22 protein-coding genes and 1 tRNA gene are annotated in these 24128 nt (G+C 72.7%); 10 read left to right on the top strand and 13 right to left on the bottom strand.

Annotation, left to right across the window (positions count from 1 at the left end):
- The first annotated feature begins 61 nt into the window (after positions 1–61).
- The 3 genes from E8D34_RS14760 to E8D34_RS14750 all read left to right on the top strand — a co-directional run bounded on the left by E8D34_RS14760 (position 62) and on the right by E8D34_RS14750 (position 3489).
- A complete protein-coding gene (locus tag E8D34_RS14760) occupies positions 62–1291 on the top strand; it encodes an MFS transporter (protein ID WP_136595417.1) in 1230 nt (409 codons plus the stop codon).
- Positions 1248–2579 (top strand): D-arabinono-1,4-lactone oxidase, encoded by a 1332-nt coding sequence (locus E8D34_RS14755; RefSeq protein WP_136595416.1) that lies wholly within the window; start codon positions 1248–1250, stop codon positions 2577–2579. The genes E8D34_RS14760 and E8D34_RS14755 overlap by 44 nt, the downstream gene beginning before the upstream one ends.
- Before the next feature lie 94 nt (positions 2580–2673).
- Positions 2674–3489, top strand: a complete 816-nt coding sequence (locus tag E8D34_RS14750; protein WP_206056746.1) for a trypsin-like serine protease — start codon at positions 2674–2676, stop codon at positions 3487–3489.
- Between the two features lie 30 nt (positions 3490–3519).
- Here the strand turns inward: E8D34_RS14750 and E8D34_RS14745 are convergent, their stop codons facing one another.
- From E8D34_RS14745 to E8D34_RS14705, 9 genes are all read right to left on the bottom strand, one after another.
- Entirely contained in the window at positions 3520–4209 is a 690-nt protein-coding gene (locus E8D34_RS14745; RefSeq protein ID WP_136595415.1) for a histidine phosphatase family protein, read from the bottom strand.
- Positions 4210–4214: 5 nt separating this feature from the next.
- Positions 4215–4958, bottom strand: coding sequence for a C4-type zinc ribbon domain-containing protein (locus E8D34_RS14740; RefSeq protein ID WP_136595414.1), 744 nt, complete (start codon positions 4956–4958; stop codon positions 4215–4217).
- Complete coding sequence (locus E8D34_RS14735) at positions 4955–6076, bottom strand: Nif3-like dinuclear metal center hexameric protein (protein WP_136595413.1); 1122 nt, start codon at positions 6074–6076, stop codon at positions 4955–4957. The genes E8D34_RS14740 and E8D34_RS14735 overlap by 4 nt, the downstream gene beginning before the upstream one ends.
- A gap of 69 nt (positions 6077–6145) precedes the next feature.
- Entirely contained in the window at positions 6146–6565 is a 420-nt protein-coding gene (locus tag E8D34_RS14730) for an NUDIX domain-containing protein (RefSeq protein WP_240771366.1), read from the bottom strand.
- A gap of 86 nt (positions 6566–6651) precedes the next feature.
- Positions 6652–8205: an AMP-binding protein gene (locus tag E8D34_RS14725; RefSeq protein WP_136595412.1), complete on the bottom strand. Its 1554-nt coding sequence runs from the start codon at positions 8203–8205 to the stop codon at positions 6652–6654.
- Between the two features lie 119 nt (positions 8206–8324).
- A tRNA-Val gene (locus E8D34_RS14720) sits at positions 8325–8396 on the bottom strand.
- A 301-nt stretch (positions 8397–8697) separates the two neighbouring features.
- The gene (locus tag E8D34_RS14715; protein WP_346763612.1) at positions 8698–9153 is read right to left on the bottom strand and encodes a peroxiredoxin; all 456 of its coding nucleotides are present in this window, start codon (positions 9151–9153) and stop codon (positions 8698–8700) included.
- Between the two features lie 23 nt (positions 9154–9176).
- Complete coding sequence (locus E8D34_RS14710) at positions 9177–10826, bottom strand: AMP-binding protein (protein WP_136595411.1); 1650 nt, start codon at positions 10824–10826, stop codon at positions 9177–9179.
- A 188-nt stretch (positions 10827–11014) separates the two neighbouring features.
- Positions 11015–11443, bottom strand: coding sequence for a DUF3052 domain-containing protein (locus E8D34_RS14705; RefSeq protein ID WP_136595410.1), 429 nt, complete (start codon positions 11441–11443; stop codon positions 11015–11017).
- A 187-nt stretch (positions 11444–11630) separates the two neighbouring features.
- Here E8D34_RS14705 and aceE point away from each other — a divergent pair, with 187 nt between their 5' ends.
- The gene (aceE, locus tag E8D34_RS14700; protein WP_136595409.1) at positions 11631–14441 is read left to right on the top strand and encodes a pyruvate dehydrogenase (acetyl-transferring), homodimeric type; all 2811 of its coding nucleotides are present in this window, start codon (positions 11631–11633) and stop codon (positions 14439–14441) included.
- Between the two features lie 76 nt (positions 14442–14517).
- Here the strand turns inward: aceE and E8D34_RS14695 are convergent, their stop codons facing one another.
- Positions 14518–15516 (bottom strand): alpha/beta fold hydrolase, encoded by a 999-nt coding sequence (locus E8D34_RS14695; RefSeq protein ID WP_136595408.1) that lies wholly within the window; start codon positions 15514–15516, stop codon positions 14518–14520.
- 171 nt (positions 15517–15687) lie between these two features.
- Here E8D34_RS14695 and E8D34_RS14690 point away from each other — a divergent pair, with 171 nt between their 5' ends.
- From E8D34_RS14690 to E8D34_RS14670, 5 genes are all read left to right on the top strand, one after another.
- Positions 15688–16872, top strand: a complete 1185-nt coding sequence (locus tag E8D34_RS14690) for a helix-turn-helix domain-containing protein (protein ID WP_136595407.1) — start codon at positions 15688–15690, stop codon at positions 16870–16872.
- A 108-nt stretch (positions 16873–16980) separates the two neighbouring features.
- Entirely contained in the window at positions 16981–17964 is a 984-nt protein-coding gene (locus E8D34_RS14685; RefSeq protein WP_136595406.1) for an ACP S-malonyltransferase, read from the top strand.
- Positions 17961–18932, top strand: coding sequence for a beta-ketoacyl-ACP synthase III (locus tag E8D34_RS14680; RefSeq protein ID WP_136595405.1), 972 nt, complete (start codon positions 17961–17963; stop codon positions 18930–18932). The genes E8D34_RS14685 and E8D34_RS14680 overlap by 4 nt, the downstream gene beginning before the upstream one ends.
- 89 nt (positions 18933–19021) lie before the next feature.
- On the top strand, positions 19022–19267 hold the full coding sequence (locus tag E8D34_RS14675) for an acyl carrier protein (protein ID WP_136595404.1): 246 nt from the start codon (positions 19022–19024) through the stop codon (positions 19265–19267).
- A gap of 40 nt (positions 19268–19307) precedes the next feature.
- A complete protein-coding gene (locus E8D34_RS14670; protein ID WP_136595403.1) occupies positions 19308–20573 on the top strand; it encodes a beta-ketoacyl-[acyl-carrier-protein] synthase II in 1266 nt (421 codons plus the stop codon).
- A 130-nt stretch (positions 20574–20703) separates the two neighbouring features.
- Here the strand turns inward: E8D34_RS14670 and E8D34_RS14665 are convergent, their stop codons facing one another.
- Positions 20704–21213: a DUF3145 domain-containing protein gene (locus E8D34_RS14665; RefSeq protein ID WP_168929451.1), complete on the bottom strand. Its 510-nt coding sequence runs from the start codon at positions 21211–21213 to the stop codon at positions 20704–20706.
- A gap of 173 nt (positions 21214–21386) precedes the next feature.
- Entirely contained in the window at positions 21387–22340 is a 954-nt protein-coding gene (locus E8D34_RS14660; RefSeq protein ID WP_136595402.1) for an alpha/beta hydrolase, read from the bottom strand.
- Between the two features lie 67 nt (positions 22341–22407).
- On the opposite strand from E8D34_RS14660, the gene E8D34_RS14655 reads away from it, so the two are divergent.
- Positions 22408–22977 (top strand): hypothetical protein, encoded by a 570-nt coding sequence (locus E8D34_RS14655; protein WP_136595401.1) that lies wholly within the window; start codon positions 22408–22410, stop codon positions 22975–22977.
- Positions 22978–23025: 48 nt separating this feature from the next.
- Here E8D34_RS14655 and E8D34_RS14650 read toward each other — a convergent pair whose 3' ends face one another.
- Positions 23026–23961, bottom strand: a complete 936-nt coding sequence (locus tag E8D34_RS14650) for a tetratricopeptide repeat protein (protein ID WP_136595400.1) — start codon at positions 23959–23961, stop codon at positions 23026–23028.
- Between the last annotated feature and the right edge of the window lie 167 nt (positions 23962–24128).

Raw genomic sequence — 24128 nt, 5'->3', positions numbered from 1 at the left:
GACCCGCGGTGGCTCCCCGGGCTTGGCCGCCGGGGCGGGGTGGGTGGAGGATGCGCAGGCCATGCTCGACACCTACCGCGCGATCTTCACCCGGGGCAGCGCCGCCTTCAGCCTCACCGGGCTGGTCGCACGCCTCCCGATCTCCATGGTCGGACTGGGCCTCGTCCTGCTCGCCGAGCACCAGACCGGCTCCTACGGGTACGCCGGAGCCGTCTCCGCCGTCGCGCTGATCGCGAACGCCGCGTTCGCGATCCCGCAGGGGCGCCTGATCGACCGGTTCGGCCAGGGCCGGGTGCTGTCGCTGGTGATCACGCTCTGGGGCGTGGCGCTGGCCGCCACCATGTGGTCGCTCCGGGCCGACTGGCCGCATGCGGCGACCTTCGCGCTCGCCGCGGTGGCGGGCGCCTCGCTGCCGTCGGTCGGCACGTGCGTGCGCGCCCGGTGGTCCCACACCCTCGCCGACCAGCCCTCCCGGCTGCACACGGCGTTCTCGTTCGAGGCCGTCGCCGACGAGTCCACCTTCCTGGTCGGCCCGATCACGGTGACCCTGCTCGCCACCGCGGTGCACCCGGTGGCCGGCCTGGCGACGGCGCTCGCGGTCGGCACGCTCGGCACCTACGCGTTCGCCGCCCAGCGCGGCACCGAGCCGCCGGCGCACCCCCGCCGCGCCCGCGGCGTCCGCCGGGCGCCGATCCCGTGGGGAGCGATCGTTCCGCTGACGGCGGTGTCGATCGCGATGGGCGTGGTCTTCGGCGCGGCCGAGGTGACCACCGTGGCGTTCGCCGACGAGCAGGGACAGCAGGGGCTGGCCGGCGTCCTGCTGGCGCTCTGGGCGCTGGGCAGCCTGCTCTCCGGCCTCGCCTCCGGCGCGATCACCTGGCGCAGCTCGACGCTGACCCGGCTCCGCGTCGGCGCGTTGGCGATGGCGGTCGCGATGGCTCCCCTGGCCCTGGCCCCGTCGATGGCGTCGATGGCGGTGCTGCTGCTGATCAGCGGCCTGGCCATCTCGCCGACGCTGATCGCCACCATGTCGCTCGCCGAGCAGGTGCTCCCGACGTCGCGGCTCACGGAGGGCATGGCGTTCCTGCAGACCGGGCTGGCCGCCGGGGTGGCGCCCGGCGCGGCGGTCGCCGGGCTCGTCATCGACGGCGCCGGCGCCTCCCCGGCGTACCTGATCTGCGTCGCCGGGGGTGTCGCCGGCCTGGTGGGCGCCCTTCTGCTCCGGGTGGGCGCTACCGTGCGGTCCCATGACGAACGCGTTGACGGACCGCAAGCCGGGTACGTGGCGTAACTGGTCCGGCCTGGAGGAGGCCTCCGGGCTGGAGGTGGTGACCCCGGCGAGCGCCGCGGAGGTCGCCGCGGTGGTCCGCTCGGCGGCCGAGGCCGGGCGCACGGTCAAGGCAGCCGGCACCGGGCACAGCTTCACCGCCATCGCCCGGCCCGAGGACGTCCACCTGCTGCCCGGCGCGATGGCGGGGATCGTCGCCGTGAACCGCGACGCGATGACCGTGACCGCGCTCGCGGGCACCCAGCTGAAGACGCTGAACGCCGCGCTGGAGCGTCTCGGGCTGAGCCTGCACAACATGGGCGACATCGCCGAGCAGACGCTGGCCGGAGCGATCTCGACGGGCACCCACGGCACCGGGGGCCGCGCCGCGGGGCTCGCCGCCCAGGTGGTCGGCGTGGAGCTGGTCACCGGCACCGGCGAACTGGTCCGCGCCACCGCGACCGAGAACCCGGAGGTGCTCGAGTTCGCGCGGGTGGGGCTCGGCGCGCTCGGCGTGCTGACCACCATCACCTTCGCGGTGGAGCGGCAGTTCCTGCTGCGAGCGGTCGAGCAGCCGATGTCGTGGGACGAGGCGATGAGCACCTTCGACGCGATGGCGGCGAGCGCCGACCACGTCGACATGTACTGGTTCCCGCACACCGACCGAATGCTGACCAAGCGCAACTACCGCGCCGGGACCGATCTCGCGGCCGCCGACCCGGTGGCCCGGTGGCGCGGCTGGCTGGACGACGAGTTCCTCTCCAACACCGTCTTCGGCGCCCAGACCGCGGTGCTCAACCGGCTCCCGGGCGCGATCCCGGCCGCCAACCGGCTCGCCGCCCGGATGCTGGGGCCGCGCACCTACACCGACGTCGCGCACCGGGTCTTCACCAGCCCGCGGAACGTGGTCTTCCGCGAGATGGAGTACGCCGTCCCCCGCGAGGCGGGCCTGGCCGCGCTGGCCGAGTGCCGGCGGGTCGTCGAGGCCTCGGACCTGCGGGTCTCGTTCCCGGTCGAGATCCGGGTGGCCCCGGCCGACGACATCCCGCTGTCCACCGCGTCGGAGCGCGACTCGTTCTACCTGGCCTTCCACACCCACCGCGACGCCGACCACCTGGCCTACTTCGCGCTGATGGAGCGGATCATGGTCGACCACGGCGGCCGCCCGCACTGGGGCAAGGTGCACACCCGGACCGCCGCGGACCTGGCCGCCGTCTACCCGCGCCTGTCGGAGTTCCAGGCGCTGCGGGACAGGCTCGACCCGCAGCGGGTCTTCGCCAACGGCTACCTGCGTCGCGTGCTCGGCGAGTAGGCGGGACCTCGGGGCACCGGACCTCTTGTCGGCGCCGCAGGGCGCTGCGAGGATCGCTCCACCATCGCTGGACCCGCTCGAGGAGGGACCACCCATGCGCCTCACCCGACTGCTCGCTGCCGGGGCGACCGCCCTGGCCACCATCACCGCGCTCGCCTCTCCGGCGTCGGCGGTCAAGTACGGCGACCTGGACGGCGAGGGGCACCCCTTCGTCGGCCTGATGGTCGCCCAGGACGACGACGGCGCGCTGTGGCGGTGCAGCGGCACGCTGATCTCCCCGACGCTCTTCCTGACCGCCGGCCACTGCACCGAGTCGCCCGCCACCCACGTCGAGATCTGGTTCGACGCGGACGTGCAGTCCGGCATCCCGGAGAACGGCTACCCCGACGACGGCGACGTGGGCGGGACGCCGTACACGCACCCGGACTACGACCCCGACGCGTTCTACCTGCACGACCTCGGCGTGGTCGTGCTCGACGAGCCGGTCGTGATGGACGAGTACGGGGTGCTCCCCGAGCTCGATCAGCTGGACGCCCTGGCCACGCGGCGCGGCAAGAAGGACCTGACCTTCACCGCGGTCGGCTACGGGCTGCAGCGAGCCTTCCCGACCGCGGCGGAGTGGAAGGAGGTCGCCGAGCGGATCCGGATGGTCGCGACGCCGAAGCTGATCCAGATCAACACCGGCTTCACCGGCGACGGGTCGCTGCTGCTGTCGAACAACGCGCACACCGGCGGCACCTGCTTCGGCGACTCCGGCGGGCCGAACTTCATCGGCGACAGCCTGGTGATCGCCGGAGTCACGTCGTTCGGCCTGAACAGCACCTGCGCCGGAACGGGCGGCGTCTACCGGGTCGACCGGGCCGACGACCTCGACTGGCTGTACGGCGAGTTCGGGAGTCACCTCCCCTGACCGGCGAGCGACGCCGCTCGACCCCGGCCGCTACCAGCGGCCGGTGTCGAGCAGCGTCCGGCGCCCCGGTGCGAGTCCGTTGAACGAGCGCAGCGAGGGGCGCCGCCCGTCCGGCGCGGTCTCGTCGGGGTAGTAGGCGACCACCGACACCGACGCGGGCGCCAGCTCGAGCGCGAACAGCGCCTCCAGCGGCGCGCCGAGCGCGTGCGCGACCAGCGTCTTGATCGGTGTCACGTGGGAGGCGACCACCACGGTCTGCCCGGCGTGCTCGATCAGCACCCTCTCCAATCCGCCGAGGACCCGCTCGCGGACGTCGTGGAAGGACTCGCCGCCGTGCGGCGCGGCCGCGAGGTCGGCGAACCAGGCGTCCATGCCCGCCCGGTCTTCCGCCGCCACCTCGGCGAACGACCTGCCGTCCCAGCGGCCGAAGTCCATCTCGGCGAACGCGGGCTCCTCGGTGACGGCGAGCCCGAGCTCGGCCCCGATCAGGGCGGCGGTCTCCCGGGTCCGCCGTACCGGCGAGGTGAGCACCGCGTCGACGCGGTCGCCGAGCTCGGTCAACCATCGAGCGGCCTGCGCGGCCTGGTCGCGGCCCTCCTCCGACAGCGGCGGGTTGTCGCCGCCCAGGCCGCCGGAGAAGCGCCGCGCCGAGGTGTGCTCGGTGACGCCGTGGCGGACCAGCACCAGCGTGGTGGGCCGGTCCGCGGGGGCCGCGGCCATCGGTGCTACAGGCCGCTCTCGTCGGTGCGCACCAGGATCCGCGAGCACTCCTCGCAGCGCACCACGTCGTCGGCGGCGCGGTTGCGGATGTGGGCGATCTCCAGGTTGTCCAGGGTGAGCATGCAGCCGCCGCACTGGCGGGCGCGCAGCAGCGCGGCGCCGACACCGTTCTTGGACGCGCGCAGCTTCTCGTAGAGGGCCAGCAGGTCCGCGGGCAGCTGCTCGGCCACCGGGGCGCGGCGGGCCTCGACCGCGGCGATCCGCTCGTCGAGGTCTCCCTGCTCGGCCTCCTGGGCGGCGAGGAGCTCGGTCAGCCGGGCGTCGATCTCGGCCAGGTCGGCGGTGAGCGCGCTCAGCCCGGTCTGGGCCTCCTCCAGCCGCTCCATGACCTCGAGCTCCTCGTCCTCGAGGGTCGTGATGCGGCGCTCGAGGCTCTCCATCTCGTGCTGCATGCGCTCGAGGTCCTTGGGGTTGCCGATCAGGCCGGCATCGATCCGGTCCTGGTCGCGCTTGCGGCGCGCCTTGACCTGCTCGACGTCGGCGTCGGCCTGCTTCTGCACCACCGCCAGGTCGTCGACGACGATCTGCTGGTCGCGGATCCAGCCGGCGGTCTCGGTACGACGCGCGGTGAGCGTGGCGACCTCGGCCGCCTGCGGCGGGCGAGCCTTCTGGTGACGCAACTGGTCGATCTGAGAGTCGATCGACTGGAGGTCGAGCAGCTTCAGCTGGGCGGACGGGTCAGCCTTCATAGCCTCATTGTCCAGGGATCGGTGACAGTTGTGCTCACTCGGGTCTCCAACGTCTCACCCAGTGCACCTCGGAGCCGGTCCTGGAGCACCGGGAGCCAGGTCCACTCGGCCGCCCAGTGGGCCACGTCGACGAGCGCCGGGCCGCCCTTCTCGACGAACTCCGCGGCCGGGTGGTGCCGCAGGTCGCTGGTCAGGTAGACGTCCACGGGACTGCCGGCGACGCGGTCCAGCAGGAAGTCCCCGGCGCCGCCGCAGACGGCGACCCGCGACACCACGCGGTCGGGGTCTCCGGCCACCCGGACGCCGTGCTCGGTGTGCGGCAGCGTCTTGGCGACCCCTTCGGCGAACTCCCGCAGGGTGACCGGCGCGATGCTGCCGATCCGGCCGGTGCCGGTCGCGGCGAGCTGCGGGTCGGCCAGCTCGCTGACGTCGTAGGCGGGCTCCTCGTAGGGGTGCGCGGCGAGCATCGCGCGCACCACCGCGGCGCGGTGCGACCGGGCCAGCACGGCCTCGACGCGGACCTCCTCGACGGTGGCCAGCTCGCCGACGGTGCCGATCATCGGCTGCGCGCCGTCCAGGGGGCGGAAGCGTCCCTCGCCGGGGGCGCTGGTGAACGAGGCGAACTCGTAGTCCCCCTTCCGGCCGGCGCCGGCCTCGGCGATCGCCGCCCGGACCGGCGCGGCGGCGTCGGCCGGCACGAAGACGGTCAGCTTGTCCATCGGCTCGGCCGCCGCGGGCAGGATCGGCGCGAGATCGGTGAGCCCGACCGCCCGTGCCAGCGCCTCGGAGACGCCGTCGACGGCCTGGTCGGCGTTGGTGTGGGCGGTCAGCAGGGCGCAGCCCGAGCCCGCGAGCGTGGCCAGCGTGCGGCCCTTGGGCGTGGTCGCCGGGAACCCGTGGACCGGCTTGAGGAACAGCGGGTGGTGGACCACCAGCAGGTCGGCCTTCCACTCCGCCGCCTCGCGGGCGACCTCCAGCGTCGGGTCGACGGCGAGCATCACCCGGCGCACCTCCTGGTCCGGATCGCCGCAGACCAGGCCGACGGCATCCCACTCCTCGGCCGTGCCCGGCGGGTACCAGCGGTGGATCAGGTCCAGGACATCCTTGAGGGCGGGCATGTCGGCCAGGCTAGCGGGCGCCCCTGCGCCCGGAGCGGGGGCTTTCAGGAGCCAGGGCGCTCCCCGCGCCTAGCGGTCGGTCGCGGCGAGGGCGGGCGCGACGACGTCGCGCAGCAGGGGCGCGATCCGTTCGGCGGGCACGGCCGGATCGGCGGGGTCCCACCAGAGCAGCTCCTCGATCTCGGCCTGCGGCCCACGGAGGGAGACCAGGCGGGCGGTGAGCACCACCGCCTCGATCACCCGGCCCGGCTCGTTCGCGGCGGGAGCCGTCCACTCCCCCAGCCACGCGACGTCGGCGACGACGGCGCCCAGCTCCTCGTCGAGCTCACGGATCCCGGTCTCGATGGCGCTCTCCCCCGGCTCGGGCTTGCCGCCGGGCTGCATGAACGCGTCGGTGCCGCGCTTGCGCACCGTCAGGAAGCGGCCCCGGGCGTCGCGGACGGAGACGGCGACCACGCGGATCGGCGGGTGGGCTGCGGGATCGGTCACGACCACGCACGCTACCTGTCGCGTGCCCCGCGCCACCGCGCCGCGTGGGGGTCGGCGCGGTGGCGCGGGGGGGCCGAGTGCGTCTCCTAGTTGACCTGGCGGTCCCGCCCGCTCCAGTACTCCTCCCGGAGCTTGAACTTCTGCAGCTTGCCGGTCGCCGTGCGCGCCAGCTCCTGGCGGAACTCGATCGAGGTCGGGGCCTTGTAGCCGGCCAGCCGGTCCTTGCACCAGGCGATCAGTGCGGCCTCGGTCTCGGGGCCGGCCTCAGCGTCCGCGGTGAGCACCACCAGCGCCTTGATCGTCTCGCCCCACTTCTCGCTCGGCACGCCGATCACGGCGACCTCGGCGACCGCCGGGTGGGAGAAGAGCGCGTCCTCGACCTCGATCGACGACACGTTCTCCCCACCGGTGATGATCACGTCCTTCTTGCGGTCCGAGATCGTCAGGTAGCCGTCCTCGCCGATGACGCCGCCGTCGCCGGTGTGGAACCAGTCGTCGGCCAGGCAGCGGGCGCTCTCCGCGGGGTTGTCCCAGTAGCCCTCGAGCACCACGTTGGAGCGGGCCAGCACCTCGCCGCTGCCCTCCGGGCTGTCGTCGATCCGCAGCGTGACCCCGATCGCCGGCGCCCCGGCCCGGGTGAGCAGCGCGGCGCGCTCCTCCGCGGGCAGGTCGTCCCACTCGGCGCGGGTGCGGTTGAAGGTGAGCAGGGGCGAGGTCTCGGTCAGCCCGTAGATCTGGATGAACTCCCAGCCCAGCTCCTCCTGGACCCGGATCACCGTCTTCGTCGGCGGCGGGGCGCCGGCCATGATGATCCGGACGCTGTCCCGGCCGGGGATCGGGCCCTCCCAGCCCTGGGCGGCCTCCAGCACCGCCGCGGCGACCGCCGGGGCCGCGCACATCACGGTGACGCCGTGCTGTTCCACGCGGCGCAGGATCTCGGCGCCGTCGACCTTCCGCAGGATCACGTGCTGGGCACCGACCCCGGTCATCGCGAACGGCATCCCCCACCCGTTGGCGTGGAACTGGGGCAGCGTGTGGAGGTAGACGTCGCGGTCGCCGATCTGGGCGTGAAGCCCGAAGGTGAGCGCGTTGGTCCAGATGTTGCGGTGGGTGATCTGGACGCCCTTGGGGCGCGCGGTGGTGCCCGAGGTGTAGTTGATGGTCGCCGTCGCGTTCTCGTCGTGCTCCCACGGCACCGGCTCGGCGCCGGGCTCGGCGTACAGGTCGGAATCGGTGCCGAGCACGAACTTGTGCTCGCAGTCGACGCCCTTGAGCGCCTCCTCGAGCTCGGGGTCGACGTAGAGGACCCGGGCCCCGGAGTGCTCCACGATGTAGGCCACCTCGTCCGGCCGGAGCCGGAAGTTCACCGGGACGAGCACCCGGCCCCACCCGCTGACGCCGTAGAACGAGGTGAGCAGCCGGGCGCTGTTCTGGCTGACCACGGCGACCCGTTCGCCGACCGCGATCCCGAGCTGGTCGAGCTTGGCCGCCTGCCGACGGGCGAGGTCGGCCATCTGGCGGTAGGTCAGGTCTCCCAGGCTCGCCGCCGGCTGCTGCGGCTCGTCGACGATCCCGATCCGATCCCCGTAGACCGTCTCCGCGCGGTCGAGGAAGTCGTTGACGCTGAACGGAACGAACATGGCACCTCCGTAGATGTGATCGTCGCCACCATAGGCAGGCGCGCCGGATCACGCTTCCCCTGAGAGGGACCACGCGCCGAGCGGCGGCGGAGGTGCGACCAACGGTCGTGGAGGTGCGGTGGACGCAACAGGGATCGAACCTGTGACCGCCTCGTTGTAAGCGAGGAGCTCTACCGCTGAGCTATGCGTCCGTGGAGCGGCGCTCACCCTACTGGACGGGCCTCACCCCCGCCGAAGCACCACCGATGTACGCCGACGGTTCGGCGCGAGAGGTCGGACGCGGGAGGCCGGGCGCGAGAAGCCGGGCGGCTCCGCGATCCGGCGGACCCGAAAAAGCGTCGAACCGCCGGTGTCTCGGGTCACCAGCGGTTCAACAGGTACAACCGTACCCGTGGCAGTTGGCGCGTCAACGGATTCGCCGGTATTCGTGACATTCTTCCTGAGCATCTAGCCCAAATGGACTAGTCGTCCCGCACGAACGGGCTACGGCGACTAGGACCCTGCCGCGGCGCGCAGTTGTGCAAGGTGCTCATCGACGTCCCGGCTGTCCTCAGGCGCGTTGTGCACCGCCCAGGTCACGACCCCGTCCGGATCGAGCACGAAGGACGAGCGCCGGGGAGCGCCGGTGGTCTCGTCGAAGACCCCGAACGCCCGGGTGACCTCGCCGTGCGGCCAGAAGTCGCTGAGCAACGGGAAGTTCAGCCCGTCGGTGTCGGCGAAGACGCGCAGCGCATAGATCGGGTCGCAGGAGATGGCCAGCACCTCGGTGTCGAAGGTGAGGAACTCGTCCAGGCGCTGCCGGATCAGCGACATCTCACCGGTGCAGACCCCGGAGAACGCGAACGGGTAGAAGACCAGGGCGACCGCCTTGCGCCCCCGGTACTGCGCCAGGGCGGTCGACTGCCCGAACTGGTCGCGCAGGGTGAACTCCGGCGCGCGGTCCCCCACGCCCAGGGGTTCTGTCCGCGGGGTCACGACAGGTCCACCAGCTCCCTCTTCAGCACCTTGCCGGTCGCGTTGCGCGGCAACGCGTCGACGAACACGATGTCGCGCGGAACCTTATACCGGGCCAGCTGCGCCCGGACGTGCTCCCTCAGCTCGTCCTCGGTCGCGGCACCGGCCTCGCCGGCCTCCAGCACCACGAACGCCTTCAGCCGCTGGCCGAAGTCGTCGTCGGCGACCCCGACCGCCGCGACCTCGTGCACCGCAGGATGGCCGGCCAGGCAGTCCTCGACCTCCTTGGGGAAGACGTTCTCCCCACCGGAGACGATCATCTCGTCGTCGCGCCCCTCCACGTAGAGCCGGCCGTCGTCGTCGAACCGGCCGACGTCGCCCGACGACATGAGGCCGTCGACGACCTCCTTGGCGCCGCCGCCCGTGTAGCCCTCGATCTGGAGCCCGTTGCCGACGAAGATCCGCCCGGACTCGCCCACCGGCACCGGGCGGCCGTGTCCGTCGAGGATCCGCACCTCCGTCGCGTGCGGCACCCGGCCCGCGGTGCCCGGGGCGCTGCGCAGGTCCGCCGGGGTGGCGATCGACGCCCAGGCGATCTCGGTGGAGCCGTAGACCGAGTAGAGGTTCTCGCCGAACCGGTCCATCCACCGGATCGGCAGGTCTCCCGGGAGCGCCGAGCCCGAGGACGCGACGACGGACAGGTCGGGCAGCGGATGCGCGTCCAGGACCTCCTCGGGCAACGCCATGATGCGCTGCAGCATCACCGGGATCGCCGCGAACGACTGGCAGTGGTGGCGGTCGAGGACCTCCAGCGCCTCCGCCGGGTCGAACCGCCGCGTGAGCACCAGTGTGGTGCCCAGCAGCATCGCCAGCTGGTAGTGCGCGAACCCCCAGGTGTGGAAGAGCGGCGCGGCGACGTAGCAGCGCCAGCCGGAGCGCAGCGGCATCCGGGAGAGCAGCGCCACGGCGGCGGGGACACCGCCCTGCGGGCGCGGTGCGCCCTTCGGCGTACCGGTGGTGCCGGAGGTGAGGATGATCGTCCGGCCGCCACGCTCGGGCGCGTCGAGGTCGTCCTCGCTGCCGGCTCGGATCAGGGCCTCGAGCGTGTCGGGTCGGGCCTCGTCGGCGCCCCCGTCCCCGGGCTCCTCATCGGTCCAGGCGAGGACCCGCTGCTCCACCTCGGCCCCCGCGAGCAGGTCGGTGAACTCCTCGTCGTGGATCACCACCCGCGGCCGCTCCCGCTCCAGCACGTCGGCGAGCTGGGGACCGGCGAAGGCCGTGTTGAGGTAGAGCACGTCGGCCCCGAGCTTGCTCACCGCGATCGAGGACTCGATGAACCCGCGGTGGTTGCGGCACAGCACGGCGACGCCGTCGCCGGGACCCACGCCGCGGTCGGCCAGGGCGTTGGCCAGGGCGTTGGTCCGCCGGTGCAGCTGGGCGTAGGTCAGCGAGCCGCGCTCGTCGATGATCGCCAGCTTGTCGGGCATCCGCAGCGCCGCGGTCCGGAACCCGCCGGCGGGGTGGGAGCCCCAGCGACGCAGGGTCAGCACCACGTCGGCGAGCACCGTCGGCGAGTACGGGCGGACGACGCCGGCCTCGGTCAGCAGCCGCACCGCGTCGGCGGAGCCCCGCAGCCTGTCCCAGGCCCGCGCGGTCATCGATCCCATGCCCAACTCCTGTTCGACGCGGCGTCGCGTCCACTCGGGGACGCTACCCCTTCGGCACCGGCGCCAGGGCCGGTCGATTCCTGGCCGCCGGCGCGCTGGTGCGCCGGCGGTGTCGATCCCGCGCACGAGGGCCCGAGGCGGCCGCGACCCGCCGCGGACGGCGGGGCGCGGCCTGCGCGCGGCGGGCCTCAGCCCTGGGTCTTCGGCGCGACCAGCCGGGTCGCGGCCCAGTCCTTGCTCACGGTGACCGTGGTCGTCTGGGACAGCCCGGCGATCGGGGCCGCCTCCGCGATGTCCGCAGCGTCCACCGCGTTGGGTCGGCCGATCTTCGGCGTCAGCAACCAGATCACGCCACCCCCGGCGAGGTCGGTCAGGGAGTCGACGAGCCCGTCGACCAGGTCGCCGTCCTCGTCACGCCACCACAGCACGACGGCATCGACCACGTTCCCGTAGTCGCCGTCGACCATGTCGCCGTCGATGCAGTCCTCGATCGCGACCCGGAGGCCGTCGTCGGTGTCACTGTCCCAGCCGAGTTCCTGAACGATCATGCCGGGCTTCAGGCCCAGGCGCTCCCCGGTGCCTGACGGTGCGGTCCCGCCACCGGCGGTGGATGTCACGGTGTTTCCCAACTCCTTGAGTCAACGGTCCGCCGAGCGCGGATCGGCAGTAGTCCAGCCCAGTCCGCGCGGTCGGCGCAACCCATGTCGCACATTCGCCCCCCAGTGTCCCGCCTCCGGGCCCTGCGTGTGACCGCCTCGCGGAATACTCCGGGGTAGATTTTCCGCGTCCGCGATGAGTGCAACGATGGGCACCGTGACCCACGACACCTCATCGCCCAGCGGCACCACCTCCGCCGCGCGCGGGTCGGCACGCTCGGTCATCCACGAGGGCCTGCCGACCCAGCTGCCCGACATCGATCCCGACGAGACCCAGGACTGGCTGGCGTCCTTCGACGCCCTGGTCGACGAGCGTGGTCGGGAGCGGGCGCGCTACGTGATGCTGCGCCTGCTCGAGCGCGCGCGTGAGTCCCGGGTCGGGGTGCCCGCGCTGCGCAGCACGGACTACATCAACACCATCCCGCCGGAGCGGGAGCCGTGGTTCCCCGGCGACGAGGACATCGAGCGCCGGATCCGCGCGTTCATCCGCTGGAACGCCGCGGTCACGGTCTCCAGCGCGAACCGCAAGGGACTGGAGGTCGGCGGCCACATCGCCACGTACCAGTCCAGCGCCAGCCTCTACGAGGTCGGCTTCAACCACTTCTTCCGGGGCCACGACCACCCCGGCGGCGGTGACCAGGTCTTCATCCAGGGCCACGCCTCCCCCGGCATCTACGCCCGCGCCTTCCTCGAGGGCCGGCTGACCGAGGAGCGGCTCTACCGGTTCCGCCAGGAGGTCCAGCACGGCACCGGCGCCGGCCTGTCGTCGTACCCGCACCCGCGGCTGATGCCGGAGTTCTGGGAGTTCCCGACCGTCTCGATGGGCCTGACCGGCATCAACTCGATCTACCAGGCGCGGTTCAACCGGTACCTGCAGAACCGCGGCATCAAGGACACCAGCGACCAGCGGGTCTGGGCGTTCCTGGGCGACGGCGAGATGGCCGAGCCCGAGTCGCTGGGCGCGATCCGGATCGCCGCCCGCGAGGAGCTCGACAACCTGGTCTGGGTGGTCAACTGCAACCTGCAGCAGCTCGACGGCCCGGTGACCGGCAACGGCAAGATCATCCAGGAGCTGGAGTCCAACTTCCGCGGCGCCGGCTGGAACGTGATCAAGGTCGTCTGGGGCCGCGAGTGGGACGACCTGCTGGCCCGCGACGTCGACGGCGTCCTGGTCAACCAGATGAACTCCACCCCCGACGGCGCGTTCCAGACGTTCTCGGTCGAGGACGGCGCCTACACGCGCGAGCACTTCTTCGGCTCCGACCCCCGGCTGCGCGCGATGGTCGAGCACATGTCCGACCAGCAGATCCGCAAGCTGCCCCGCGGCGGCCACGACTACCGCAAGGTGTACGCCGCGTTCGACGCCGCCACCAAGCACGTCGGCCAGCCGACGGTGATCCTGGCCAAGACGGTCAAGGGCTGGACGATCGACGCCCTGGAGGGCAAGAACGCCACCCACCAGATGAAGAAGCTGACCAAGGACGACGTCCGCAAGTTCCGCGACCGCCTCTACCTGCCGATCAGCGACCGCGACCTGGACACGGCGTACGAGGAGACCGGCACCGCGCCGTTCTTCCACCCGGGCATGGACGCCCCGGAGATCGAGTACATGATGGAGCGGCGCCGCCAGCTCGGCGGCTCGGTGCCGAGCCGGAAGAACCGCTCCGCCCCGCTGACGCTGCCCGGCGACAAGGTCTACGCCGACCTGAAGAAGGGCGCCGGCCACAACAAGGTCGCCACCACGATGGCCGCGGTCCGGCTGCTCAAGGACTGGATGCGCGACCCCGAGATCGGCAAGCGGATCGTGCCGATCGCGCCGGACGAGTACCGCACGTTCGGCATGGACGCGATGTTCCCCTCGGCCAAGGTCTACGACCCGCACGGCCAGCGGTTCGAGTCGGTGGACCGCAACATGCTGCTGTCCTACAAGATGTCGCCGCAGGGCCAGATGCTGCACGAGGGCATCTCCGAGGCGGGCGCGATGGCCTCGGCCACGGCGGCCGGGTCGTCGTACACCACGCACGGCGAGCCGATGATCCCGTTCTACATCTTCTACTCGATGTTCGGCTTCCAGCGCACCGGCGACTCGATCTGGGCGATGACCGACCAGCTCGCGCGTGGCTTCCTGGTCGGCGCCACCGCCGGCCGCACCACGCTGACCGGCGAGGGCCTGCAGCACGCCGACGGTCACTCGCCGCTGCTCGCGGCCACCAACCCGGCGGTGGTGCACTACGACCCCGCGTTCGCCTACGAGGTCGGCCACATCATGCGCTCGGGCCTGGAGCGGATGTACGGCTCCAGCGAGGAGCACCCGCAGGGCGAGGACGTGGTCTTCTACCTGACCGTCTACAACGAGCCGGTGGCACAGCCCGCCGAGCCCGAGGGCGTGGACGTGGAGGGCATCCTCAAGGGCATGCACCGGGTCTCGGTCGCCGATGGCGACGGCCCCCGGGTCCAGCTGCTCGCCTCGGGGGTCGGCTACCCCTGGGTCGAGGAGGCCGCGCGCCTGCTGGCCGAGGAGTGGGGCGTCCAGGCCGACACCTGGTCGGTGACCTCGTGGAACGAGCTGGCCCGCGACGCGGTCGCAGCGGAGGACTGGAACCTGCTCCACCCCAGCGAGCAGCCGCGCCGGCCCTACGTCACCGACAAGCTGGCCGGCGTCGACGGCCCCGTGGTCGCCGTCTCGGACTACATGGCCGCCGTGCCGCTCCAGATCGCCCGCTGGGTGCCTGCGGACTACCGGGTCCTCGGCACCGACGGGTACGGCTTCGCCGACACCCGCCCCGCCGCCCGCAGGTACTTCCACGTCGACGCCCAGTCGGTCGTCGTTCAGGCGCTCGCCGGCCTGGCCGCGGCCGGCCAGATCGACCCGGCCCGGGTGAAGGAGGCCGTCGACCGCTACCAGATCGACGACCCGACCGCCGTGGCCGGCGTCCAGCAGGAGGGCGGCGACGCCTGAGCCTGCCGTGACGACGACGGCCCCGTCCCGGGTGGGACGGGGCCGTCGTCGTACGGGCAGGCGTGCCGGCTGGGCCTCAGGCGCTGGCGCCCGGCGAGGGCACGCTCTTCAACGGCGTCACCGGCGCCACCGGCGAGGCGGGGCCGGCGAGCAGCAGTCGGCGCCAGCGGGCGCGGCTGTAGCGGGCCGGCTCGGTGCTGGAGATGAAGTCGTCCAGGATCCGCACGAAGCGCTCCGGGTCGGACTTGTGCGGGAAGTGGCCGGCGTCCTCGATCACCTCGACCCGGGCGCCCGGCGCGATCTCGGCCGCGTTGGCGGCGTGGGAGACCGGGATGACCTGGTCCTCGCGCCCCCACACGACCGCCATCGGCATCGCCTCGGTCAGGTAGGCCCGATCTGCCATGGTGACCACCTGGCCGCGCCAGTCGACCACGGCCCGCACCAGGTGCCGGATCGCGTAGCGGGTGCCGCGGTCCTGCCAGGAGTCGATGATGTCGGCGATCTCGGGCAGGTCCCGGGTGAGCGGCCGCAACGGGCCGCCGACCGCGCCGAGCGCGCGCAGCCCCGCCGTCTCGACGTGGCGCACGCCCGGCAGGGTGAGCAGCGACATCGCGGCCTCCCAGCCCGGCGCCTGGATCAGCCGGATGAACGGGGTCACCTGGGGGCCCAGGCCGCCGGTGGCCACCAGCATCACGCGCTCGGTGCGCTCGGGGAACTGGTAGCCGAACTGCATCGCCACCCCGCCGCCGAAGCTGTGGCCGACCACCGTCGCCTTGTCGTAGCCGAGCACGGTGAGCAGGTCGCGCATCCCGTTGGCGTAGCCGCCCAGGGTGTAGTCGGCGCGGGGCTTGTCCGAGAGGCCGTGCCCGAGCAGGTCGGGAGCGATCACCGTGTACTTCTCCGCCAGCGCGTCGATGATCGGGTCCCACGTCCGGCGGTCGCACGCGAGGCCGTGCAGGAGGAGCACGACGGGCCCCTCCCCTTCCTTCAGGTAGGCGCGCCGCTTGCCGTGGATCGTGACGTAGTGGACCTCGTGCCGGCCCTGGCGGGTCGCTGCGCGGTCGGGCTCGCCCATGGCGACCTCCTGGTCGCGCCCCACCTCCGCCGGGCGGGTGCGGCACGTTCCTGTCGAGGGATACGTCGTCCCGGGCCGCGCTGCCCGGGGGTGATTGTCGATTCAACCACGAAACTCCGTCGAGGGTCACCGGTCCGGGCGGCCGGGAGGGGTGGTTCTAGGCTGGACCTCATGCCCGCCCCCGACCCCACCAGCCGCGCGATCGAGCAGCTCCGCGCCGCCGCCGGGGACCTCAGTCGCGCGGCGGTGACGCGGATCGAGCACGACCGCCCGTGGTTCCGCAACCTGCGGGCCGAGGAGCGCGCCTGGGTCGGCCAGATCGTGCAGTCCGGCGTGCGCGGCTTCCTGGACTGGTTGGGCGCCGAGGGCGAGGTCGCGCTGCCCCGGGAGGAGGACCTGGTCGTCTCCCTCTTCGGCACCGTCCCGCAGGCGCTGGCCGGCGTGATCGACCTGCGCCAGACCGTCGACCTGATCCGGCTCACGATCGACGAGGCCGAGCGACAGATCGACCAGATCCTCGACCCCGAGATCACCCCGGAGCTGCACGCCGGCATCCTGCGGTACGGCCGCGAGGTCGCGTTCGCCACCGCCGAGGTCTACGCCCGCGCCGCGGAGATGCGCGGCGCCTGGGACGCGCGCCTCGAGGCGCTCGTGGTCGACTCGGTGCTGCGCGCCGAGTCCGACGACGCCATCCTCTCCCGCGCCAGCGCGGTCGGCTGGGCGGCCCGCGGCGAGGTCGCCGTCGTGGTCGGCCGGGCGACGCCCGACCAGGCCGAGGTCGGCGACTTCGACGAGGTCCGTCGGGCCGCACGCAACGCCGGCCTGGACGCGCTGTGCGCGGTGCAGGGTCATCTGCTGGTGGTGATCCTGGGCGGCGTCACCGACCCCGAGAAGGCCGCCGCCTCCGTGGTCCGCGGGTACGACGAGGGGCCGGTCGTGGTCGGCCCGGTGGCCACCGACCTGGCGCACGCCCACGTGTCGGCCAGCTCGGCGCTCGCCGGCCTGCGCGCCGTCACCGGCTGGCCCGACGCGCCCCGCCCGGTCTGCTCCCACGACCTGCTGCCCGAGCGCATCCTCGCCGGCGACGAGGACGCCCGCCGTGAGGCGATCGACGCGGTCTACGCCCCGATCGCCGCGGGCCGCGGCTCATTGGTGGAGACGCTGACCACGTACTTCAGCCACGGGCAGACCATCGAGGCCACCGCCCGGGCGCTCTTCGTCCACCCCAACACGGTCCGCTACCGGCTCGGCCAGATCGCCGAGCTGACCGGCTTCACCCCGAACCGCGCCCGCGACGCGCTGGTGCTCCAGATCGCGCTGATGCTCGGGCGCCAGGACGCCGCCCAGGGGATCTGAGGGCATGAGCGCCCACGGCGGATTTGTAGGGATCTCACAAAGGCACTGCCGACAAGTTCGTCGGGCTCCGAGCAGCCGTTGTGCATCCCCACAGGGCAGGCTGAGACCGTGCTCGTGATCCTCGCTCCTGGCCAAGGTGCCCAGACCGCAGGTTTCCTCCGTCCGTGGCTCGACGACCCGATCTTCGCCGCCCGACTGGAGTGGCTGGGCGCGGTCGCCGGACTCGACCTCGCCCACTACGGCACCGATGCCGATGACGAGACCATCCGTGACACCAAGATCGCCCAGCCGCTGCTGGTCGCGACCGCGATCCTGACCGCGCTCGAGCTGTTCCCGTCGTCCGGCGACGACCCCTCGGACGGCCTCGCCGCCGTCGGCGCCGTCGCGGGCCACAGCGTCGGCGAGATCGGCGCCGCCGCCTTCGCCGGCGTGCTCTCCCCCGAGCGGGCGATGGTGCTGGTCCGCGAGCGCGGCAACGCGATGGCCGCCGCCTCCGCGGTCACCCCGACCGGGATGACCGCCGTCCTCGGCGGCGACCGGGACGAGGTCTTGGCAACCATCGACAAGCACGGTCTGACCGCCGCGAACGACAACGGACCCGGCCAGATCGTCGCCGCCGGCACGATGGAGCAGCTGGCCGCGTTCGCCGAGGAGCCGCCGCCCAAGGCGAAGCTCCGCCCGCTCTCGGTCGCCGGGGCCTTCCACTCCGCGCACATGGCGCCCGCGGTGGACCACGTGACCCGGCTCTCCGGCGCGGTCCCGGTGCACGACGCCCGCACGGCGTTCATCTCCAACGCCGACGGCACGGTCGTGCGCGACGGCCGCGAGGTGCTGACCAAGATCGTCGGCCAGATCGCCCGTCCGGTCCGCTGGGACCTCTGCCTCGAGACGATGACGGACCTCGGGGTCACCGGCATCCTGGAGCTCCCCCCGTCCGGCACGCTCGCCGGCATCGCCAAGCGCTACTTCCGCGGCGGGCCGCAGCCGGTCGAGACCCTCGCCCTCGGCGGCCCCGACCAGCTCGACGCGGCACGGGAGTTCTGCGCGAAGCACGGCGCCACCCCCACCGGCGACGAGGGAGGCGCGGCATGAGCGGCCTGAACGCGATCACCGGCGCGCCCTACTCGGCGATCCTCGGCGTCGGCAGCTACCGACCCGCCCGGCTCGTCCCGAACTCGGAGATCGTCGACGCGATCGACTCCAGCGACGAGTGGATCCAGCAGCGCTCGGGCATCAAGACCCGCCGGATCGCGTCGGAGGAGGAGACGGTGGCGATGATGGCCGTGGAGGCCTCCCGTCACGCCCTCGAGCACGCCGGGATCGACGCACGCCAGGTCGACGCCGTGGTGGTGGCGACCGTCAGCCACCTGCTCGCCACGCCGTCGGCCGCTGCCGCGATCGCGCACGAGCTCGGCACCGACCAGGCCGCCGCGTTCGACATCTCCGCCGCCTGCGCCGGCTTCTGCCACGGCGTCGCGCTCGCCGACGGCATGGTCCGCTCCGGCAGCGCCCGTCACGTCCTGGTGATCGGCGTCGAGCGGCTCAGCGACATCACCGACACGACCGACCGCGGCACCGCCTTCATCTTCGCGGACGGTGCCGGCGCCGTCGTGATCGGCCCGTCGGAGACCCCGCAGATCGGACCGGTGGTCTGGGGGTCCGACGGGGAGCACCAGGACCTGATCCGCTCGGTCAGCCCGACGAACCCGAACCTGACGATGCAGGGCAGCGCCGTCTTCCGCTGGGCGTCGTACGAGATGGCGAAGGTGGCGCAGCAGGCGCTCGACCGCGCCGGTATCACAGCCGACGACCTGGACTGCTTCATCCCCCACCAGGCCAACAACCGGATCACTGACACCATGGTCCGTGCCATGAAGCTTCCCGCCACCGTGAAGGTCGCCCGCGACATCGTCGACGCGGGCAACACCTCGGCCGCCTCGATCCCGCTCGCGCTGGACCGCATGTACGCCGACGGCGACGCGAAGTCGGGCGACCGGGCGCTGCTGATCGCCTTCGGCGCCGGACTGGCCTACGCCGCGCAGGTCGTCGTCCTCCCCTGACGGGCCGCGCCGACGTCACCGGCGCCGCCGGCCGACGTCCCCAGAACCCCACCTACGCATCACCAACCCAACCGATGGAGACAAACAGAATGAGCACCGAAGAGATCCGCGCCGCCCTCGCCGAGATCGTGAACGAGGTCGCCGGCGTCGACGCCGACGACGTCCAGCTCGACAAGTCGTTCGTCGACGACCTCGACGTCGACTCGCTGTCGATGGTGGAGGTCGTGGTCGAGGCCGAGGAGAAGTTCGGCGTCACCATCCCCGACGACGAGGTCAAGAACCTCAAGACCGTCGGCGACGCCGTGTCGTACATCGAGAAGGCCCAGGCGGCCTGATCGCAGAGCTGGGTTCGGAGCGAGTCGAGAGGTCGAGACGATGAGTCGTACACGTGTCGTGGTCACCGGGCTGGGCACCACCAACCCCCTGGGCGGCGATGTCGCCAGCACCTGGGAGGGGATGATCGCCGGTCGGTCCGGTGTGCGCCGCCTGACCGAGGTCGCGAGTACGGCTGACTGGCCGGCCGACCTCGCGGTCCAGATCGGCGCACCCGCGGCGGTCGACCCGAGCGAGGTCCTGGAGCGGGTTCGGGCCCGCCGTCTCGACCGCTCCTCCCAGCTGGCCCTGGTCTCCGCGATGGAGGCCTGGACCGACGCGGGGCTGGACCAGCCCCTCGCCGACGGCGAGCTGGACGGCGACCGGATCGGCGTCGCGATGGCGTCGGGCATCGGCGGCGTCCAGACGCTGCTCACCAACTACGACGCGATGCTGGCCAAGGGCCCGCGCCGCGTCTCCCCGCTGGCGGTGCCGATGCTGATGGCGAACGCCCCTGCGGCGACCATCAGCCTCCAGTTCGGCGCCCGGGCCGCGGTCAACACCCCGGTGTCGGCGTGCGCCTCGGGCAACGAGGCGATCGCCCTGGCCGCCGACCAGATCCGACTCGGTCGCGCCGACATCGTCGTCGCCGGCGGCACCGAGGCGGCGATCCACCCGCTGCCGGTGGCCGCCTTCTCCAACATGATGGCGTTGTCCAAGAACGAGGGCGACCCGACGACGGTCTCCCGCCCGTGGGACACCGGGCGGGACGGCTTCGTGCTCGGCGAGGGCGCCGGCGCGCTGGTCCTCGAGTCCGAGGAGCACGCCCGTGCCCGCGGAGCGCGGATCTACGCCGAGGTCCTCGGCAGCGGCATCACCGCCGACGCCCACGACATCGCCCAGCCGGACCCCGAGGGTCGCGGCGGCACGCGCGCGCTCAGGCGGGCGCTGGCCGACGGCGACATCTCCCCGTCCGACGTCGCGCACGTCAACGCCCACGCCACCTCGACGCCGCAGGGCGACGTCGCGGAGGGCCTGATGCTGCACGCCGTGCTCGGCTCGCACGCCAACGAGATCGTGGTGACCAGCACCAAGTCGATGACCGGACACCTGCTCGGCGGCGCGGGCGCCCTGGAGGGCGTCGCCACCGTGCTGGCGCTGCACCACCGGATCTCGCCGCCGACCATCAACCTGGACAACCAGGACCCCGCCGTGGAGCTGGACATCGCGACGAAGCCGCGGGACCTCCCGATCGGCGACATCGTGGCGCTCAACAACTCCTTCGGCTTCGGCGGCGCCAACGTCGCCGTCGCCTTCGGCAGCGTCTGACCCCGGGCCGGGCTGAGCGGCGCGCACCGGCGCCTGACAGCACAGAGGCCGGCCGAGCAGTGCTCGGCCGGCCTCTGTGTTTCTCTGCTGTGCTACGCGCGGGGGCTCGTGGTCCCTCGGACGTCCTCGGTCAGACGACCTGGTGCAGCCACCGGACCGGTGCGCCGTCGCCGGCGTGCCGGAAGGTCTCCAGCTCGTCGTCCCACGGCTTCCCGAGCAGCTTGTCGATCTCGTTCTCGATCGTCGTCTCGCCCAGGCCCGCCCGGACCGTCGCCGCGCGCAGCCTGTCCTCGGGGATCATGATGTCCCCGTGCAGGCCGGTCACGGCGTGGAAGACACCGAGGTCCGGGGTGTAGGAGAAGCGGGCACCCTCGGTGCTGAGGGTGGGCTCCTCCGTGACCTCGAACCGCACGTGGTTCCAGCCTCGGAGCGCCGACGCCATCGCGGCGGCGGACCCGGGCTTGCCGGTCCAGGAGAACTCGCACCGATAGGTCCCGGCCTGTGCCGCCTGAGCGGTCCAGTCCGGGCTGACGGCCACACCGAGAACACCGCCCACAGCCCACTCGATGTGAGGGCACAACGCGGACGGTGCCGAGTGGACGTAGAACACGCCGCGAGTAGCACTGTTGTTGTGGGTCACCGTGAACTCCTCGATCTGCCTTTCCCTCCGGCGCGAGATACGCCTTCCCCAGCGGTCTCACGAAAGCGAGTCGGCATCGAGTGGTTCTCGAGTGACTCCTGTGGAGTTGTGCCTCCGATGTTACCGATGTGACGGAGGAAAACCAGCGATTGTGCAGGCGTGGCGAGGTGTCGTCACCCGTCGAACCCGAGTCCCGGAGTGGCGCCCACCCCCATCATGGCCTCCAACACCGTCCGAGCGATACCCAGTCCGCCCAGATGGCTCTCGCCGTCGATCACGGTCAGCGCGGCGTCCGGCAGCAGCGAGACCGCGTGCACGCCGTGCGCGAACGGGACGATGTGGTCCTGGCCCCCGTGCCACCAGCGCACCGGAGCCTTCACGTCGCCCAGCGCGAAGCCCCAGTCCCGCGTGAAGAGGACCAGGTCGGCCAACGGCGCCGAGATCTGGAACCTGCTGCCGTTGAGCAGGTCGTCGATGAACATGGCCTTGAACTCCGGACGCGCGAGCAGGGCCTTGTCGCCGGCCGGCTGCACCGCGGCGTACAGGTCGAGCGCGGGCCCGGCCAGCGGCTTGACCACCCGGATGGCCCCGGTGAGCGCGACGCCCAGCGGCACCCGCACGGCGGTGAGAGCCGGGGCCAGCCGCACCGCGAGCTGGATCGGTCCGCCCTCGGCCGCGTCGGGACCACGGGTGGGCGCCACGCCACCGAGCACGCCGACGCCGAGCGTCCGGTGCGGCAGCGCGGCACCGGCCGCCAGCGCGTACGGCCCGCCGCCCGAGAGTCCGATGACCCGGAACTCGTCGACCGCGAGCGCGTCCAGCACCAGACGGAGGTCGTCGGTCCAGTCGAGGACGTCGGGGTACAGGTGCGGCGTCGAGGTGCCGATGCCGGGACGGTCGATCCCGATGATCCGGATCCCCGCCTCCAGTGCGAACTCCCGCGCTTCGACCGGGATCTGTCGCCGCCCGCCGGGCGTTCCGTGCAGCCAGACCAGCGGACGCCCGCGCGGGGTGCCGTACTCCGCGAAGCTGAGCCGACGCCCGTCCCGGACAGCGATGCTGCCCTCCAACGTCGGCCGCTCCAGTCCCCCGTGACCGGTGGAGGTCGACCGTGGATGCAGGCTCATGCGGTGGAGTCTGACATGTGGGCGCGGGCTGCGCAGCGGCCAGCGGCGGATGTCCTAGCCTTCGGCCATGAGCAGCGGCCAGCCCCCCTCCTCGAACGGCCCCGCGGCGGGACCGGCGCTGTCGCTGGGCGTTCCGGGGCGCCCTCGCCGCCACGGCCGCTGGCGACGCGTCTCACTCGTCGCAGCCGCGATCGGCCTGCTCGCCGGGTGGGTGGCCTGGTACATGGCGACACCCGAGCCCCTGCCCGTGGACGACCGGGAGGTGGCGGCCACGGGCACCACCCGAGCACCGGTCTACCTGGGCATGTTCGCGGCACCCGAGGGCTTCGACCGCACCCTGCACGTGGCCGGCGTGAAGACCAGCGCCACCGCCTCGGCCGACGTCGCGGTGACGCCGTTGCTCTGCCGAGGGGGCACGATCGGTGTCACCAGCGCACCGGACCACTTCTGCGAGGAGCTGATCGATCCGGCCGGCGCCACCCTCGGCGAGGGCGACTCGATCGTGCTCGAGGTCAGCGGCGAGCAGGCGCTGGTCGCCCAGGTCGACCGGATCCGGGTGGCGTTCCGCGAGGACCTGCGCTGGGACACCGTCCCCGCCGGGCATGCCGGGGCGACGGTCGTCCTGGGCGCGGGCTGAGCCCGCGCCGGCGTACGGCGCGCGACGAGACCGCCGCGCGCCCTGCGATCAGTCCCCGATCCGCTTCTCGAGCGCGGCCGCTCGCTCCGCCGCGTCGGTCAGCTCCTCGCCGTCGAGCGCGTCGGTGCGGTGGAACCACGTGAGGGCGTCCTGGAGGCGGCCCGCCTGCTCGAGGGTGTCGGCATAGGCGTAGCGCAGCCGCAGCACCCACGCCTCGCGCGACTTGCTGTTGATCGGCGCCAGCTCCAGCGTCCGCAGCGCGGCGTCGAACTGACCGAGGTCACGGCGCGCGCCGGCCTCGACGATGGTCATCTCCGCCTTCGCCTCGGGCGCGAAGTTCGCCACCGAGGGGCTCTTGGCCAGCTCGAGCGCGCGCTTGGCGTTGCCCAGCGCCCGATGGCAGTCGGCCATGATCGGCAGGTACGCCGTCGCGCCGTTCATGCGCTTGGCGGCCCGCAGCTCGGAGAGCGCCTCGGCGTAGTGGCCAGCGGCATAGGCCGCCTCGCCGGCGGCCTCGCGCACCACCGCCAGGCGGGAGGCGCGCGCTCGTGCGGCCAGCGTGTGCTGGTAGGCCGTCTCCGGGTCCTCGTCGATCAGCGCACCCGCTGCGGCGAGGTGCCGAGCGACACGGGACGCGAGCTTGTCCGGGAGGCCCTTGAGCTGGGCGCGGACCGCCGGCGCGAGCTCCTTGCCGGTGATCTCGTCGGGAAGCGGCGGGCCGTCGTAGACCGCCTGCTCCTTGGTGCGCTCGACACGATCCCGCGGCGGACGCCCGCCGCCGGACCCTCCGGCCCGAGGCTTCTGACCCCGACGGTCGCCGCCGTCGCTGCTGCGACCGCCGGACCGAGATCCGCCGGAGCGCGACTGTCCGCCGCCGCGTCCCTGGCCACCGGCCTGGGCACCGCGTCGTCCGTTGCTGCCTGCGCCGGAGCCGGACCGTCCCTGAGGACCGCCGCTGCGGCGTGAACCCTGCTGCTCTGCCACGACCAGCTCTCTCTTCTCGTGTAGGTGGTGCAAATACAGTAGAGGCCACCCGAGGGTGGCCTCTACTCGCAAGCGGCGCGTCGGGGACGCGGCCCACGCCTGCTCAATGTTTGTCCGGCGGCGTCCTACTCTCCCACAACCTCGCGGTTGCAGTACCATCGGCGCTG

The sequence above is a fragment of the Nocardioides sp. GY 10113 genome (assembly GCF_004919105.1).
GTDB lineage: Bacteria > Actinomycetota > Actinomycetes > Propionibacteriales > Nocardioidaceae > Nocardioides.
Note: the sequence above shows the minus strand (reverse complement) of the source record. Positions and strands in the feature narration are given on the sequence as shown.

Bases quoted from the DNA above. Each gene is read 5' to 3' on its own strand.
- E8D34_RS14760 (WP_136595417.1), top strand. From the start codon at position 62: ATGCTCGACACCTACCGCGCGATCTTCACCCGGGGCAGCGCCGCCTTC.
- E8D34_RS14755 (WP_136595416.1), top strand. From the start codon at position 1,248: ATGACGAACGCGTTGACGGACCGCAAGCCGGGTACGTGGCGTAACTGG.
- E8D34_RS14750 (WP_206056746.1), top strand. From the start codon at position 2,674: ATGCGCCTCACCCGACTGCTCGCTGCCGGGGCGACCGCCCTGGCCACC.
- E8D34_RS14745 (WP_136595415.1), bottom strand. From the start codon at position 4,209: ATGGCCGCGGCCCCCGCGGACCGGCCCACCACGCTGGTGCTGGTCCGC.
- E8D34_RS14740 (WP_136595414.1), bottom strand. From the start codon at position 4,958: ATGAAGGCTGACCCGTCCGCCCAGCTGAAGCTGCTCGACCTCCAGTCG.
- E8D34_RS14735 (WP_136595413.1), bottom strand. From the start codon at position 6,076: ATGCCCGCCCTCAAGGATGTCCTGGACCTGATCCACCGCTGGTACCCG.
- E8D34_RS14725 (WP_136595412.1), bottom strand. From the start codon at position 8,205: ATGTTCGTTCCGTTCAGCGTCAACGACTTCCTCGACCGCGCGGAGACG.
- E8D34_RS14710 (WP_136595411.1), bottom strand. From the start codon at position 10,826: ATGGGATCGATGACCGCGCGGGCCTGGGACAGGCTGCGGGGCTCCGCC.
- aceE (WP_136595409.1), top strand. From the start codon at position 11,631: ATGGGCACCGTGACCCACGACACCTCATCGCCCAGCGGCACCACCTCC.
- E8D34_RS14695 (WP_136595408.1), bottom strand. From the start codon at position 15,516: ATGGGCGAGCCCGACCGCGCAGCGACCCGCCAGGGCCGGCACGAGGTC.
- E8D34_RS14690 (WP_136595407.1), top strand. From the start codon at position 15,688: ATGCCCGCCCCCGACCCCACCAGCCGCGCGATCGAGCAGCTCCGCGCC.
- E8D34_RS14680 (WP_136595405.1), top strand. From the start codon at position 17,961: ATGAGCGGCCTGAACGCGATCACCGGCGCGCCCTACTCGGCGATCCTC.
- E8D34_RS14675 (WP_136595404.1), top strand. From the start codon at position 19,022: ATGAGCACCGAAGAGATCCGCGCCGCCCTCGCCGAGATCGTGAACGAG.
- E8D34_RS14670 (WP_136595403.1), top strand. From the start codon at position 19,308: ATGAGTCGTACACGTGTCGTGGTCACCGGGCTGGGCACCACCAACCCC.
- E8D34_RS14660 (WP_136595402.1), bottom strand. From the start codon at position 22,340: ATGAGCCTGCATCCACGGTCGACCTCCACCGGTCACGGGGGACTGGAG.
- E8D34_RS14655 (WP_136595401.1), top strand. From the start codon at position 22,408: ATGAGCAGCGGCCAGCCCCCCTCCTCGAACGGCCCCGCGGCGGGACCG.